At 41.0% G+C, this 15,911-nt stretch carries 13 protein-coding genes; 11 read left to right on the forward strand and 2 right to left on the reverse strand.

Annotated elements, in window-relative coordinates; translation table 11 throughout:
- Positions 1–335, reverse strand: a 335-nt coding sequence (locus tag JMN12_RS07825) for an Arm DNA-binding domain-containing protein (RefSeq protein WP_238423852.1), incomplete at its 3' end; no start/stop codon positions are given.
- A gap of 277 nt (positions 336–612) precedes the next feature.
- The gene (gene ccsA, locus JMN12_RS07830) at positions 613–3,282 is read right to left on the reverse strand and encodes a cytochrome c biogenesis protein CcsA (RefSeq protein WP_410494241.1); all 2,670 of its coding nucleotides are present in this window, start codon (positions 3,280–3,282) and stop codon (positions 613–615) included.
- A 215-nt stretch (positions 3,283–3,497) separates the two neighbouring features.
- Between ccsA and JMN12_RS07835 the strand changes: the two genes are divergently transcribed.
- From JMN12_RS07835 to dld, 11 genes are all read left to right on the forward strand, one after another.
- A complete protein-coding gene (locus JMN12_RS07835; protein WP_203138485.1) occupies positions 3,498–3,806 on the forward strand; it encodes a hypothetical protein in 309 nt (102 codons plus the stop codon).
- Positions 3,807–3,852: 46 nt separating this feature from the next.
- The gene (locus JMN12_RS07840; RefSeq protein ID WP_203138436.1) at positions 3,853–6,174 is read left to right on the forward strand and encodes a TonB-dependent receptor; all 2,322 of its coding nucleotides are present in this window, start codon (positions 3,853–3,855) and stop codon (positions 6,172–6,174) included.
- A gap of 14 nt (positions 6,175–6,188) precedes the next feature.
- On the forward strand, positions 6,189–6,929 hold the full coding sequence (locus JMN12_RS07845) for a hypothetical protein (protein WP_203138438.1): 741 nt from the start codon (positions 6,189–6,191) through the stop codon (positions 6,927–6,929).
- Between the two features lie 21 nt (positions 6,930–6,950).
- A complete protein-coding gene (locus tag JMN12_RS07850; RefSeq protein WP_198466972.1) occupies positions 6,951–7,880 on the forward strand; it encodes a hypothetical protein in 930 nt (309 codons plus the stop codon).
- 173 nt (positions 7,881–8,053) lie between these two features.
- Entirely contained in the window at positions 8,054–9,679 is a 1,626-nt protein-coding gene (gene pruA, locus JMN12_RS07855) for an L-glutamate gamma-semialdehyde dehydrogenase (RefSeq protein WP_088595287.1), read from the forward strand.
- Positions 9,680–9,842: 163 nt separating this feature from the next.
- Positions 9,843–11,522: a putative transporter gene (locus JMN12_RS07860; protein WP_198466970.1), complete on the forward strand. Its 1,680-nt coding sequence runs from the start codon at positions 9,843–9,845 to the stop codon at positions 11,520–11,522.
- Positions 11,523–11,569: 47 nt separating this feature from the next.
- A complete protein-coding gene (locus JMN12_RS07865) occupies positions 11,570–11,875 on the forward strand; it encodes a YbaB/EbfC family nucleoid-associated protein (protein ID WP_009411986.1) in 306 nt (101 codons plus the stop codon).
- Between the two features lie 13 nt (positions 11,876–11,888).
- Entirely contained in the window at positions 11,889–12,659 is a 771-nt protein-coding gene (locus JMN12_RS07870; RefSeq protein ID WP_009411987.1) for a ParA family protein, read from the forward strand.
- Entirely contained in the window at positions 12,659–13,591 is a 933-nt protein-coding gene (locus JMN12_RS07875) for a ParB/RepB/Spo0J family partition protein (protein WP_198466968.1), read from the forward strand. Before JMN12_RS07870 ends, JMN12_RS07875 begins: the two co-directional genes overlap by 1 nt.
- On the forward strand, positions 13,584–14,204 hold the full coding sequence (locus tag JMN12_RS07880) for a DUF5683 domain-containing protein (protein ID WP_009411989.1): 621 nt from the start codon (positions 13,584–13,586) through the stop codon (positions 14,202–14,204). Before JMN12_RS07875 ends, JMN12_RS07880 begins: the two co-directional genes overlap by 8 nt.
- A 2-nt stretch (positions 14,205–14,206) precedes the next feature.
- The gene (dld, locus tag JMN12_RS07885) at positions 14,207–15,898 is read left to right on the forward strand and encodes a D-lactate dehydrogenase (RefSeq protein ID WP_203084874.1); all 1,692 of its coding nucleotides are present in this window, start codon (positions 14,207–14,209) and stop codon (positions 15,896–15,898) included.
- Positions 15,899–15,911: the final 13 nt, after the last annotated feature.

The raw sequence follows: 15,911 nt of genomic DNA on the forward strand, positions 1-15,911 counted from the left end.
GAATCTTCCATTACTCCTATACCTAGAAAAGTAGCTTTTAGCTTCTGAGCAGTAACCACTCCCTCGTACTTCATCAGTTCCTCATAATGAGTAATGATACGTGAGCGAATCTCTTCCAGCTTTCGGTTGAGTTGGGTAGCTTCTTCTGTTTTACCTGTTACCCTTCCGTACTTCAAATCCCATTTCTGTGGAAGGATTTCAAGTTTGGTACTAAACTGAGCTACCTGATTGTCAATGGTAATACGTCCCATAATAGCAACCTTACCATTCTTCTTTGGGGCATTCTTTTTAAGGTAGAACAATACCTTAAAAGTTGAGCGTTTTACTTTTTTCATACTCTAATTTTTTAATTTGCGAAAGTACTTTTTATCAAGTTACTGTACAATATGAAAAAAGGTGTAAAACACTGAAATATAACCTACTAATAAAAATTATTTTTCAAGGTATTAGGTAACGATTTAGAAACCTAATTTTGAAAAAGCCTGTCCAAATCATCTAAGACTCTGTCTTCTCTTATCTTCCTATCAAAAAAATAATCCTCTTTGTATGAGCTAATTATATTATTTTTTGTAGTTTTGCATTTTAAATTAGATTTTTAGAAAAAAGTCTTTTTCATTTTTCATTTTTCACTCTCAAATACGATACCAGTCCTAACAACAGCACTATCCCCACAGCATAATACACAAAAGCAGGGGTGATAATTTTATCGCCTGTGGCATAACTGTGCATACCTGTAAGGTAGAAATTCACGCCAAAATAAGTCATTAGAATACTGCTAAAGGCAACAATGCTCATAAAGTTGAACGCCCATCGTCCACGCCAATGGGGTATCAAGCGCAGGTGTATTACCAAGGCGTAAACCATAATGCTAATCAATGCCCAAGTTTCCTTGGGATCCCACCCCCAATAACGTCCCCAGCTTTCATTTGCCCACATACCACCCAAAAAGTTGCCTATAGTGAGCATCACGAGTCCCACTGTAAGAGCTAATTCGTTTACGATAGTGAGTTCTTGTTGTATAAGATTGATTTTAAGAGCATTCTTTGGGGTAGTAACTATCATCAGTAGGAGGTTGAGAACCCCTAAGAGCATTCCTAAGGCAAAAGGTCCATAACTACCTACAATCACGGCAACGTGTAGCATCAGCCAATAGCTATTGAGTACGGGTTGGAGGGTACCAATAGCAGGATCCATCCAATTCCAGTGGGCGATCATCAGTATCATAGCGGTTACAAAAGCGGTAGCTGCAACCGTGAGGGGGGAACGTCGAGAAAAGAAAAGTCCTACCCCAATAGCCGACCATCCTACATATATCATACTCTCATAAGCATCGCTAAAAGGTGCGTGCCCCGAGAGATACCAACGTACAACAAGTCCCACAGTATGCAGGATAAAACAGAGCCACAGTAAGGCTATACCTATTTGGGTAAGTCTTCTAAAAATTTGTTTTGGTATAAAAATATGCCATAGTAATACTATAAATAACACTGTACCAAGATACAAATACGCTTGAAAGAGTTGTTCAAAAATGTTGATGCGATTGTACCATAATTCGGTTTGTATTTTGGCAGGTGAGGGCAATACCTCAGCCGAGTAAAATTCTTGTTGTAGTTTGATATTGTTGAGCACCTTATCAGCTTTGCTATAATCGCCTGTTTCAGTGGCTTGTTGTAGCAAAATAAGGTAAGCTGGCAGTGCATTTTTTACAAATTGCTTGTACAGTGGGTCGGTGATTTGGAGGGTATCGTTTACGTAATCTAAGTGCGAAATCCACTTATGATTAGGGTCATTAGGCACAGGGAAGACCTTAAAAATATCACCTTGTAACGCTCTGTTAAGCAACCCTATACGTTGGTCTACTTCCTTAAAATCTTTTTGAAATTGGTTAGGAGTATTTGTGTTGTAAATATCTTTCAATAAAGGGGCAAGCTTGTAGTGTCCATTTGCATCAAAAAAATCTTTAGGCTTCACCCATTTGGTTCCTTCAGGGACTCCCAAAAAACGATGCAAACTGTCATTAGCTTTCTTTACATAGATAATGTCCGACTCATACCACGCTTGCGGACTGAGGAGCATAGAAAGCAATACTTGATCGGAAGTGAGCCCTTTATAAGTATCGTGTTTGCTAAGTTTTCGTAAGAGTTCTGAAGAGAAGGTATTCACAGGCTTAAAGCGCCCATCATCTTGAATGAGCATTGCACCAAATTTTTCAGCGTGCGCTTTGTTGGGTACTACCATAGGAGTTTGGGCAGTAGCCAAAGAGCCAAAACATAATGCCAAAACGATTGCAACCCTTTTGGCTTGGAGGTCTTTAAGTTGCTGATTGAGTTTCCTAAATCGGGATTTGCCTACAAACATAAACGCCAACATACTACCGAAGAGCAGTATATAACCTATGTAAGTGATGAGGGTACCCCAAAAGTCGTGGTTTACCGATAGTATAGTACCTTGTTCATCGGGGTGAAAAGAAGATTGGAACAAACGATAACCTTGATAATTGAGAATATGGTTCATCTCAATATCATAAGGAAAAGTCTTCCCTCCCCCCCTCACGGTTACTTTACTTTTAAAGGAAGCATAACTATTCTCGGTACCAGGGTATTTTTCGACTATAAAATCGTTGAGGGTAAGACTAAAAGGCAACTTCTCTTCACGTGCTCCATAGCTTAGATGAAACTGCAAGCCGTTCAAAGTGATTGTGGTAGGAGGGTGCTGTACGCCACGTTTGCCCATTACTGTTACTTCTTTGCGCTGATTACCTGAAACAACTTCCAATACTAAGACATTCATCTCCTTGCCTATGCGTTTAAACGATTTATAGGTAATGCTAAAAGGTTTGCCTTTAAAATCGGACGACCACTGATAATGATTAGAGGTATGTGAAGAAAAAAGTACCTCTTTTTGTTTCTTTTTGCGCAAGGGAGCTCCTTGATAAGTGCCATCTACCATTACAGTGATATAAGTGCGATCGGAGAGGTAAGTATTTGTAGTTTCTCCTTCGCGTAGAGAAATCATACCTTCATCACCAAAGTAGCGCGTAACCCCAGCCCCTACGATGATAAACACCCACGAGAGATGCAACACCAGCACTGCCCAATTCTCTTTTTTAAGCAATCGATAGCGAGAGATATTCCCTATAAAATTTACCACAAAAAGTACCATTATCGCCTCAAACCACCAAGTATTGTACACCCAAATGCGGGCGGTATCGGTATCGTAGTCGTTTTCTACAAAAGTTCCTACTGCCATAGCTATAGCAAAAGCAATGAAGAGAATTGCCATCAGCTTGGTAGAATAAATGAAAGATATGAGTTTCTGTATTGTCATAAATCAGGGGGCAAAAGTATAGATAAATTAGTAATTTAGCAATTTTTTCAAATAAAAACTACCCTATAATTCTTTGCTGTTTCATAAGTATTTACTAATTTTGCAAATTGAAAATGATAAAAAGACAATCGTTACATACGCGCATCTTCGCCTTTCTGCTACTTTTATGTATGCTGAAAGTTGCTTTTCCAGTGGGCGAATTCTTTCATAATCACCACACTAAGGAAGAGTTATGCGCTATAGCCACAGGCGATGAGTGCCATCACCAAGCACACTTCTCTGCTACCGACACTCATTTTGATTGTATCTTTTTACAACTTCACCAATTCTTCGCTCCTTCTTTTTTTACCTATCAGTTGTGGGAGCAAACCATTTCAACCGTATTCTTCTTTACTGAAAAAGGCATCTCTCAAACTGCCTTTAGCATTCCTTCACGGGCTCCCCCTGCTAATTTATCAATGAGTCAATTTGCCAATTAGCAAATTGACAAATCGGCAAATTTGCTAATTTTCAAATTAAATTCTTATGCAAAAGATATTATCTCTTCTGCTACTCTTGTGTGCGCTTTCTTCTTTTGGACAAAGCCGATTACAACTGCAAGTAGAAGATACAAAACAATTACCTTTAGTAGGGGCAGTAGTGCACTTTATGGGGAAACATTACCTCACCGATAGTAATGGCAAAGTAACTATTGAGAAACTACCGAGAGGAACTTACCCCCTCAAAATTACCTATCTCGGCTTTCACGACTATGAGACAGTTCTTTCATTAGGTGTCGTACAGTTTTATAAGATAGTAATGAAGGAAACGGTCAGTCAGTTAGAAGGCGTAACTGTAGTAGGGGGTCCTATTAAACAGCAAATGACTTGTAATTTACCTGGTATCGTTCGCACACTTGAAAGAGAGGGCTTCGTAAATCATTCAGGAGACGAACTATCTAAAATTCTTACCCAAATAGCAGGTGTCTCAATGATACAAACGGGGGCTACTATTGCCAAACCAGTAATTCACGGCTTGCACAGCAATCGTATCTTGATACTCAATAACGAGGTGCGCCAAGAAGGACAACAATGGGGGGCAGACCACGCTCCTGAAATAGACCCTATGGTAGCCGACCAGATAACTGTGGTAAAAGGGGCAGATGCTGTGCGCTATGGCTCCGATGCATTAGGTGGCGTAATCCTCATAGCTCCTAAAAAACTGCCCTATGGAGATGGACTCCACGGCCGATTGCTCCCCTCTTTCGCTTCCAATGGTAGAAAAACAGCCCTTATAGCAAGTGTAGAAGGTTCAGTACCCAAATTACATTCGTGGGCATGGCGCATACAAGGTACCCTAAAACGCTCTGGAGACCTTAGTACGGCCAACTATTTGCTGAACAATACGGCTGCTCGTGAGGCTGACTTTTCGGTAGCTACAGGCGTACAAAAAAAACAAGGTACTGCCGAGCTGTTTTATAGCCGTTATGAGAATGAAAGTAGTGTGTTCTACGGGTCACATATTGGTAATTTAGACGACTTATTGGGTAGGTTTGAAATCGGCAGACCTCTCACTACCTATCCGTTTTCGTACACTATCAACGCGCCTAAACAAAAGGTTGTACATCACTTGTTAAAAGCTAAGGCGTTTTACTATTTGCCTTTTGGTGGCAAACTCACTGCGCAATACGCTTTCCAGAAAGATATACGCCAAGAGTTCAGCCTCCGCCGAATGGATAGAACGCGCATCCCTGCCCTCAATATGGAGCTCACTACTCACACCTTCGATATTGATTGGGAGCACAGCTATGAGCGTTGGCAAACAATGATAGGTGGTAGTTTCGGCAAGCAGGATAACTACAACCAACCGGGCACAGGGGTAGTACCTGTGATCCCTAACTTTGCCTCGCTTAGCTATGGTGCTTTTGGTATACAACGTTATGATTACCAAAAGTGGCTTGCTGAGGTAGGACTTAGGTACGACTACAAATACCTCAATGCCGATGGCTATGATATGTACTCACAACGTTATGGAGGTGAACATCAGTTTCACAATATCACTTATAGTGCAGGGATGTTATACCGTTGTCATAGATGGATAGACCTTAGCACCAATGTAGGAGTAGCGTGGCGTGCCCCTCACGTAAACGAGCTGTATAGCAGCGGGCTACACCACGGAGCGGGTACTTATGACTTGGGTGATGAGACGTTGCAGTCCGAAACGGGTATCAAGTGGCTTACCAGCTTTGCTTACAAGCACCCCAAGTTATCGCTCAATGTAGATATGTACCTGCAATGGATAAAAAACTATATCTACGATTACCCTACAGGCGAAGTACGCACTCTATTTTCGGGTGTATACCCTATCTTTCAGTACACTCAAGCGGATGCTTTCTTTAGAGGGGTAGACCTTGAGGCAAGATTGCCTCTGATAAAATGGCATCGCCTAAGCGACCACGAACTAAGTTATGAGCTAAAAAGTTCTGTAGTCTTTGCCAACGAGATGCAAACCAAGCGTTACTTTCCTTTTATACCTGCTCCGCGTGTGAGTCAGCAGTTAAAATGGAACGTAGACCGCAATGGACGGTTGCTAAGAAACTTTACTGTGGGTATAGGGCATATCTTTGTAACCAAACAAACCCGCTTTGAGCCTTCTCAGGAGTTAGTTTCCACCACCCCCGATGCCTATCACCTTTTTGAAGCTAATATAGGCACTACCTTAAAAATTGGCGACCAACAGACCTTAGGAATAAGAGTCTCCGCCGAAAACCTTTTAAACACCGAATACAAAGAATACACCAATCGTTTTAGATATTATGCTCACGATTTGGGTAGAAATGTATTCGTAAGATTAAATTATAATTTCTAATAAAAACATCAAAAATGAAAAGAATATCATATTTATCAAAAGCTATCAGCTTAATAGTTTTAGTAGCTTTTACATTCAGTAGTTGTAGTAAAGACAACACCCAACCTAAAGCTGCTACTGATGAAACCAAAGACAGAGGTCACGATATGCCCGACAAAGTGCAGTTTATCATCACCGACATAGGCACTAAGGAAGTACAAGAGCGCACCGCAAACAAATCACCTAAAGGAGTTGTATACGACATCAGTAGCCCTATACAATGGCAAGTAGGACACGAATACCGTTTCGAAATTGTATATTACAACAACAATGTGCGTATGAACCACGAGTTTGTAACCGCCGAAATGGCACCTATCCACCAACATTTCTTTCAGTTATTTCAAGGGAATTACCCCGAAAATAAAGACGGAAGAGATGCGATGGTAACCGCTATGAACAAAGCTGTAAGTTATGAATATCAAGATACCGACCCCGAAAATGCCTCTTATGGCACACAAGGAGTAAAATTGCGCTTCCGTACTTGGGATAAAAAACACCCTGAACTACGTGACCCTATCGGTCTAAAAGGTATCTTTCACATCAAAGACGAGGCTACTGCGGGCGATTATAAGTTGCGTATCAAGTTAGCACACTTCCTTATTGCTAATAAACTCAACCCTCAAACCCAAGAAGAACGCCCTTACAACGTTGTGGAGTATTCTAGTGCCTTTCAATTAGACTCCGATATGACACTCCCTATACAAATTAAACAATAACCTTTTTAACATTAAAAAACGATGAAAAATATATACGACCTTTTTAAAATCTCATTGCTCTCAATATTTGTTACTTTTCTTTCTGTCTCTTGCAGTAAAGACGATAATAAAGTAACTCCTTCTACTACTCAATCTTCTACTACTACCGTTACCACAACTTCCACAACCACAGCTACTACCGAAGAGTTTGTAGCTAAGTGGAGCCGACTTGAAGTGCGTTTTACCAAAGGGCATTCTCACGGCTATTTCCACGGCAACCCCGACTACCCCGTGAAATACCTCAAAACAGTACAACGTTTCTATTTTGAGAACAAAAATGGTGTTATTACCCCAGCAAGCGATAATCCTACCGCCATCCGTTGGGAAGGAAGTAATGATCTAGCTGGAGTATCACTCTCTGGAATAGAACTTATTTTCTATGATAAAGAGGGTAAACGTATAAACTCACTGTTGACTACTGGTCAGGCTCCCAATCACTATCAATTCTTCTTTATCGCCGATAATTTCACAGCAGTAGCTAGCAATACTACCGTCCCTACTCAAGCAGAAGCCTTACATTACAAATACCGCGATACCAATCCTGAAGAATTGTACATCAAAGGCGGTAATTATGATAAAAATCCAAACGCCCCTAAAGGAGTACTCCGTAGAGAGCAAATAGGATTGAAAGGATTCTTTGAAATCAAAAGAGCTTATGTAAATTTCGATTTGAAAATCGTATTAGGCTATTTCACTACCAAACCCGCTGAATTAACTTATAGTACCCTTCCTGCTAACAAAGTTATGGAGGTGAAAATCCCTATACACATTTACCACGATATCATAGCAGAAGATAAACAAATAGAAGATGCAGTGCGCGAATTTGGCGTGAGTAAAGCTGAAATCGAAAAAGACCAAAACGACATTATAGCTTCTGATCTTTCTCCTGAAAGTAGTGGTACTTTCTTGTAAAAACAAAAAAAATAAACAACAATACTTTGCCAAAGTTCATAACACAACAAACTTTGAACTTTGGCAAAGTTTTTTATATGATTTCCTTCCTAAATTTTGCTGGTTCAAATAATTGTCGTACCTTAGCCGAAAATTTCTAATTTATTATTAACAACTTAAAATACGAAATAACAATGGGAAAAGGATTTTTTAAAGTACCTAAGGCTGTTAATGAGCCTGTAAAGAGCTATGCTCCCGGAAGTCCCGAGCGTGAAGCGGTGCTCAAAGCTTACAAAGAATTGTGGAACACCCCAGTAGATGCTCCCCTCTACATCGGTAGTGAAGAAGTGCGCACTGGCAACACTGGTGAAATGCACCCTCCTCACGACCACAAACACTGCTTAGGCATTTACCACAATGCCAATAAAGCTGAAGTAGAAAAAGCTATTTCAGTAGCCCTCGAAGCCCGCAAAAAATGGGCTGCTCTCGCGTGGGAAGAACGCGCCGCTATCTTTTTAAAAGCAGCTGACCTTATCGCTGGTCCTTACCGCGCCAAAATGAACGCTGCTACTATGATTGCACAATCAAAAACTGTACACCAAGCCGAAATCGACTCCGCTTGCGAACTTATCGACTTCTTGCGCTTCAATGTCGAATTTATGGCTAATATCTATAACGACCAACCCAACTCTTCTGAAGGAGTTTGGAATCGTGTTGAATACCGCCCACTTGAAGGATTTGTATATGCCGTTACTCCTTTCAACTTTACTGCTATTTCTGGCAATTTGCCCGCCAGTGCTGCCTTAATGGGTAATGTGGTAATTTGGAAACCAAGTACTTCGCAAATCTTCTCCGCTAATATGATAGTCGAAGTCTTCAAAAAAGCAGGCTTACCCGATGGCGTTATCAATGTACTACACGGCAATGCCGCTATGATTACCGACACACTACTTGCAAGCCCTCACTTCGCAGGCATTCACTTCACTGGCTCTACCAATGTATTCCAAGATATTTGGAAAAAAATAGGCAACAATATCCATAATTACCGAACTTATCCTAAAATCGTAGGTGAAACAGGTGGTAAAGACTTTATCCTCGCTCACCCAAGTGCTTGTCCTAAACAAGTGGCTACAGCTATTACTCGCGGTGCTTTTGAGTATCAGGGGCAAAAATGTAGTGCCGCCTCTCGTGTCTACTTGCCTAAATCAAAAGCTGATGAAACCTTAGCCTTCGTAAAAGAAGATGTATTGTCTTTCAAAATGGGTTCTCCCGAAAACTTCGAAAATTTCATCACTGCCGTTATTCACGAACATTCTTTCGATAAATTAGCTAAATATATCGACCAAGCTAAAAAAGATAAAGATGCCGAGATATTCGTCGGCGGTGGCTACGACAAGAGCAAAGGCTATTTCATTGAACCTACCGTGATTGTCACTACCAATCCTCATTATACCACTATGGAAACCGAACTTTTCGGACCTGTAGTAACCGTGTATGTATATGATGACTCTAAATGGGAAGAAACCTTGAAACTCGTTGACGAAACTTCAGCTTATGCGCTCACAGGAGCAATATTTGCTACTTGTCGTTATGCCATAGACGAAGCTGTGAAAGCCCTTGAAAACGCCGCTGGTAACTTCTATGTAAACGATAAACCTACAGGAGCTGTCGTTGGGCAACAACCTTTTGGAGGCGCACGTGCCTCAGGTACTAACGATAAGGCTGGATCAGCCCAAAATCTGTTGCGTTGGGTATCACCACGCCTCATCAAAGAAACATTTGTACCACCCGTAGACTACCGTTATCCGTTCTTAGGATAATAAATAAAATTTTAACTTTGCCAAAGTTCTCTGCCCGTGTGGTTCGCATCTTTGGCAAAGTTTCTCTTAAATTTATATAAAAAACAGTTCCCTTACAAACACTTGTATTTGTTCGGGGGCTTAATTAATCATTAAACACTAAACATTAATCATTAAACATTAAATGGAATGGCTTTGGAATTTGATGACTAACCACGAAAGTGTCGCCTACACCGTAATAGTGTATAGCGTAGTCATCGCAGTAGGAGTTGCCTTAGGTAAAATAAAAATATTCGGCATCTCATTCGGGATCGCTTGGGTACTTTTTGCAGGTATCGCTATGGCCGAATTAGGCTTTACTATCAATTCTCACATACAACACTTCATAAAAGAATTTGGACTTATTCTATTTGTATATACCATCGGATTACAAGTAGGACCTGGATTCTTCGCTTCCTTCCAAAAAGAAGGTATCAAACTCAATTTATTAGCTGTACTCTCCATTGTAACGTGTATGTTTACAGTAATTGCTATTCACTACCTCACCCAAACTGATATGGGCACCTTGGTAGGAATAATGTCAGGCGCTGTAACCAACACTCCAGGACTCGGTGCTGCACAAGCTACATTAGAAGATGTATTCAAAGGCGACCCCACTACAATACCTTCCCTCTCTACTGCCTATGCAGTAGCTTACCCATTTGGAGTATTGGGAATCATATTAGTGATGTTAGGACTCAAAGCTTTTCTAAAAGTAAATGTAGAAGCCGAAAAACGCCTCAATGCTGTGCGCCATTCTAAAGATCAAGTAATTATCAATAGATTTGCTATTAAAGTTACAAACCCTGCGCTCTATGGCAAAAAATTAAAAGTCATCAGAGAAACTCTTGATTTTGATTTTACTGTTTCTCGTATGTGTCGAAAAGGCGAAATACTAATGGCTGATGCAACTACTGTTATTCAAGAAGGCGACATCGTACTGATAGTAGTCAATAAAAAAGAAAACGAGAAGTTTCTTACTCTAATGGGCGAAAGTGTTCCTATTCTCGACTATTTCCCCGACGAAAAAGAAATGCGTTACACCTCTCGTCGCATCAATGTTACCCAGCGTGCTATTTTCACTAAAACCTTAGCCGAACTCGATGTGCGCAAGCGTTTTGGAGTAACGATTACTCGTGTATTCCGTGCAGGTATTGAGTTTGTACCTTCTGCTCATACCAAGTTGCAGTTTGGCGACACCATTACTGTAATAGGCGACGAAACTCATATACAACTCGTGAGCAAAGAGTTTGGTAACTCCAAACGCCGATTGCAAACCCCTCATATCGCCGAACTCTTTATGGGAATTACCCTCGGAGTACTTTTAGGCTGTATTCCTTTCTCTATCCCAGGAATTCCTGTACCTGTAAAATTAGGATTAGCAGGTGGCCCCCTTATCGTAGCAATACTTATCAGTAGGTATGGAGGTAAATTTTCAGTAACACACTATGTATCTCAAAGTGCCAACCTAATGGTGCGCGAAATAGGTATTGTACTTTTCCTCGCCAGTGTAGGCTTGGATGCAGGAGCTACTTTTGTAGAAACGATCTTGCATGGTCAAGGTTTATATTGGATGGGATTAGGCGCACTTATCACTCTTATACCCCTCATTATCACATCTTTGGCAGCACGTATCAAAGGAAAATTGGACTATTTAGAAATTTGTGGTTTGCTATCAGGTGCCTCTACCGATCCCCCTGCTTTGGCTTTTGCCAATGATATGAATAATTCCGAAGTACCAGCCCTCACGTATGCAAGTGTTTATCCACTTACTACCTTCTTGCGAATAATGGTAGCACAATTATTGATTGTATTTTTTGTGTGATGTTTCAAAAAAAGTTGTACTTTTGCCCTCTGAAAAAATAAAATATTATGTTTGAAGATATGATGGGAATGATGGGAAAACTCAAAGAAACCCAGCAAAAAATAGAAGAGGCTAAAGCACGTTTAAATCACGTATTAGTTGATGAAATCGCCGCTGATGGCAGTGTGAAAGTAACTATTACTGCCAATCGAGAAATTAAAAGCATTCAAATAAACGAGGCTTTATTAGAAGACAAAGAAGCCTTGGAGGATTATTTGATTATCACACTCAACAAGGCTATTGCCAAAGCTACAGAAATCAATGAATTAGAATTAGCTAATGTAGCCAAGCAAGGACTTCCGTTTAACTTTTAAAAACACTAAATCTATGGGTAAAATAATAGCTATTGCAAACCAAAAAGGAGGCGTCGGAAAAACTACTACCTCCGTGAACTTAGCTGCCTCATTAGGCGTATTAGAAAAAAAAGTATTACTCATTGATGCCGACCCACAGGCAAATGCTACTTCTGGCTTAGGTATTGATGTAGATTCTATTGAACACGGCACCTACGAGCTCTTAGAGCACACTATGGAAGCTAAAGATATGATTGTTCACACTAGCTCTCCCAATCTCGACCTTATCGCTGCCCATATCAACTTGGTCGCTATCGAGATTGAGTTAGTTGATAAAGAACAACGTGAGTTTATGCTCAAAAAAGCCTTAGAATCTATCAAAGATGAGTATGATTATATTTTAATTGACTGTGCTCCTTCCTTAGGGCTCATCACTCTAAATGCTCTTACAGCTGCCAACTCAGTGATCGTGCCTATCCAATGCGAGTACTTCGCTCTGGAAGGATTAGGCAAACTCCTCAATACTATTAAAAGCGTACAAAAAACCTTCAATCCCGATTTAGATATCGAAGGCTTATTGCTCACTATGTACGATGCACGCTTGCGACTCTCTAACCAAGTAGTAGAAGAGGTCCAAAAACACTTTAGCGATATGGTATTCAAAACCATTATACAGCGCAATGTACGCCTCAGTGAAGCTCCAAGTTTCGGCGAAACCATTATCAACTACGATGCTACCAGTAAAGGGGCTACCAATCATATCAACTTAGCTCAAGAGATTATCGATAAAAATAAAACTGCATAATGACGAAACCTGCTAAAAAACCTGCCTTGGGGAGAGGTATTTCAGCCATTTTTGGCAATAGCCCCGAAGTGGCTATCAATTCTATAAAAGATAAAAACGCCGATAAAATCGTAGGAAATATCATAGAACTCGAACTCGACCTGATAGAAACAAACCCCTTTCAACCTCGTACTTCTTTTAACGAAGAAGAACTACAAGGGCTCGCTTCCTCTATTGAAGAATTGGGGGTCGTCCAACCTATCACCGTACGCAAACTCGACGGCGAAAACAAATATCAGCTCATATCCGGCGAACGCCGTTTCAGAGCTTCCAAATTAGCTGGACTCAAAACAATCCCAGCCTATATCCGCATCGCCGACGACAACGAGTCGCTTACAATGGCTTTGGTTGAAAATATCCAACGCCAGGATTTAGACCCCATAGAAATTGCACTTTCTTACCAACAACTCATCGAGCAAGTAAACCTCACTCAAGACCAAATGAGCAAACGCGTAGGTAAAAAACGCTCCACAATCACTAACTATCTGCGTTTGCTGAAGCTCGCTCCTATCATTCAAACAGGCATACGCGACGGCTTTATATCTATGGGACACGGACGTGCAATTATCGCTATAGAAGACCCCGAACAACAAGCTGAAGTGTACCAACGAATCATTTCCGATAACCTATCAGTACGTGATACCGAAGAGTTAGTGCGCCGCTTGCAAAACCCCGAAACACCTAATGTGGTAAGTATTCAAATCCCTAAAAGCAATAGTAAAACTGAAGTACCTACTTATATCAAAGAAAATATGAGTTGCTTTAATCATTTTTTTGGCACCAAAGTTGCCGTAAAAATGAACAAAGATGGAAAAGGTAGCCTTACCATCCCTTTTACTTCAGAAGAAGATTTCAAACGTATTCAAAGCTTATTACACAAAAAAGATGAGTAAAACATTTGTTTTCATAATGGCACTCCTTTCCGGAGTGGGTATTTCGTACGCACAAAACAATACAGAGGAAGTGGTAGAAGTACCCTCCGATTCTATACAAGTAGCCGTTATGCAAGACAATATGAAAAAAGTTCCTTGGAATACCGACCCTCTTTCTCCTGCAAAAGCAGCTTTCTATTCAGCTGTCGTACCAGGCTTAGGGCAGATATACAACAAAAGCTACTGGAAAGTACCTTTGGTGTATATCGCTATCGGAACCCCTATATACTTCTATATACAAAACTCTAAGGAATACGATCGTTATCTCTCCGCCTACAAACGTCGTCAACAAGGATTTACCGATGATGAGTTTTATGGCAATCGCCCTGATGGACAGCCGCGCCTCAGCACCGACGGCTTGCGCCGAGGCATACAGTTCTATCGCCGTAATAAAGAACTTTCTATTCTTATAGGAGTAGGCTTATACGCCCTAAACATCATCGAGGCAAATGTCGATGCCCATCTCAAACAATTCAATGTAGATGAACGCCTTACCTTAGAACCTTTCATCCAACACAATTTCTTTACTGAACCTCAATTTGGTTTAACGCTTACCTATAAAACTAAGAAATAATAATGAACACACAAAACCTATTAGAAACCTTGCGCCACATCGTTGGCGCAAAATACGTTATTACCGACCCCTCAAAAACTGAACGTTACCGCACTGGATATCGTTTTGGTACTGGCAACGCAATTGCCGTTGTGCGTCCCGCTACTTTGTGGGAACAGTGGCAAGTACTCGAAGCCTGTGTTGAAGCCGATGTGATTGTAATTTCTCAAGCTGCCAATACAGGAATTACAGGTGGGTCTAACCCTTTTGGCAACGATTACGACCGCGATGTGGTAATCATCAACACAATGCGTAACGACAACATTCAGCTTATCAACGAAGGGAAACAAGCTGTATGCCTCACTGGGGCTACACTCAACCATTTAGAACAAGAACTAAAAGTATACGATCGCGAACCTCATTCTGTAATTGGCTCTTCTTGTATTGGAGCTTCAGTAATTGGAGGTGTGTGCAATAACTCTGGTGGATCTTTAGTACAACGTGGCCCTGCTTATACCGAAATGGCTCTTTTTGCCCAACGCAATGCCGATGGTAAATTAGAGCTCATCAACCACTTAGGCATTGATTTAGGAAGCTCTCCTAAAGAAATTCTCACTAATCTCCAAGAAGGCAAATACCAGCAAAAGGACATCCATTCCACTGACAAAAAAGGACACGACCACGACTATTGTAACCACGTACGCGAAATCAATGCTAATACCCCTGCCCGCTTCAATGCCGACCCCGCTCGCTTATTCGAAGCCTCAGGTAGTGCAGGTCGTTTAGGCGTTTTTGCTGTCCGTGTAGATACTTTCCCTGCCGAGAAAAAAACTGCCGTATTCTATATAGGTACTAACAATACAGCTGTACTCACCAAACTGCGCCGCGATATGCTTGGTACTTTCGAAGAAATTCCTATCTCTGGCGAGTATATCCACCGTACGGCCTTTGATATCGCTGCTAAATATGGTAAAGATACTTTTTGGTATATCAAAAATGTCGGTACTGAATACCTCCCTAAACTCTTCTCTCTCAAAGCGTGGGGTGACCGCGTAGCCAAAAAACTACCTTTTATGCCCAACCATTTCAGTGAAAAATTCTTACAATTCACCTCTAAATTAATGCCTCAACACCTTCCTAAGATATTGTGGGATTACCGCAACCAATATGAACACCACCTCATTCTAAAAATGGGAGGCAAAGGGGTAGACGAAGCACGCGCTTATTTGCAAAAAGAATTTGCCGATAGCACTAAAGGGGCGTTTATAGAGTGTGATGCCAAACTCGCTCAAGCGGCAATGCTCTTGCGCTTTGCAGTAGCTTCAGCTGCCATTCGTTATCGTTCCGTACACGAAGATGAGGTAGAAGATATCGTCGCTTTAGACATCGCTTTGCGCCGCAACGACGAGGATTGGTTTGAAAAACTCCCCCCTGAACTCGATGCTAAAATTCTTCACAAATTGTATTACGGACACTTTATGTGCCACGTATTCCATCAGGATTATGTAATTAAAAAAGGTTACAATTGTGAAGAAATAGAAGAAGAGATGCTCAAAATATTAGATACACGCGGCGCTCAATACCCCGCCGAGCATAACGTCGGACACTTGTATCACGCTAACGACGACCTGAAAAAATTCTACAATTCCCTTGACCCTACCAATAGCTTTAACCCTGGTATTGGTAAAACTTCTAAGAAAAAAGATTGGAAATAAGTAAACACACTAT

Origin of the sequence: Capnocytophaga genosp. AHN8471, assembly GCF_016806945.1 — a bacterium.
In the GTDB taxonomy this organism is placed as follows: Bacteria; Bacteroidota; Bacteroidia; order Flavobacteriales; family Flavobacteriaceae; genus Capnocytophaga; species Capnocytophaga periodontitidis.

Excerpts from the sequence above, each read along its gene's own strand:
- ccsA (WP_410494241.1), bottom strand. The coding sequence starts at position 3,282 with ATGGCAATTCTCTTCATTGCTTTTGCTATAGCTATGGCAGTAGGAACT.
- JMN12_RS07835 (WP_203138485.1), top strand. The coding sequence starts at position 3,498 with ATGCTGAAAGTTGCTTTTCCAGTGGGCGAATTCTTTCATAATCACCAC.
- JMN12_RS07840 (WP_203138436.1), top strand. The coding sequence starts at position 3,853 with ATGCAAAAGATATTATCTCTTCTGCTACTCTTGTGTGCGCTTTCTTCT.
- JMN12_RS07845 (WP_203138438.1), top strand. The coding sequence starts at position 6,189 with ATGAAAAGAATATCATATTTATCAAAAGCTATCAGCTTAATAGTTTTA.
- JMN12_RS07850 (WP_198466972.1), top strand. The coding sequence starts at position 6,951 with ATGAAAAATATATACGACCTTTTTAAAATCTCATTGCTCTCAATATTT.
- pruA (WP_088595287.1), top strand. The coding sequence starts at position 8,054 with ATGGGAAAAGGATTTTTTAAAGTACCTAAGGCTGTTAATGAGCCTGTA.
- JMN12_RS07860 (WP_198466970.1), top strand. The coding sequence starts at position 9,843 with ATGGAATGGCTTTGGAATTTGATGACTAACCACGAAAGTGTCGCCTAC.
- JMN12_RS07865 (WP_009411986.1), top strand. The coding sequence starts at position 11,570 with ATGTTTGAAGATATGATGGGAATGATGGGAAAACTCAAAGAAACCCAG.
- JMN12_RS07870 (WP_009411987.1), top strand. The coding sequence starts at position 11,889 with ATGGGTAAAATAATAGCTATTGCAAACCAAAAAGGAGGCGTCGGAAAA.
- JMN12_RS07875 (WP_198466968.1), top strand. The coding sequence starts at position 12,659 with ATGACGAAACCTGCTAAAAAACCTGCCTTGGGGAGAGGTATTTCAGCC.
- JMN12_RS07880 (WP_009411989.1), top strand. The coding sequence starts at position 13,584 with ATGAGTAAAACATTTGTTTTCATAATGGCACTCCTTTCCGGAGTGGGT.
- dld (WP_203084874.1), top strand. The coding sequence starts at position 14,207 with ATGAACACACAAAACCTATTAGAAACCTTGCGCCACATCGTTGGCGCA.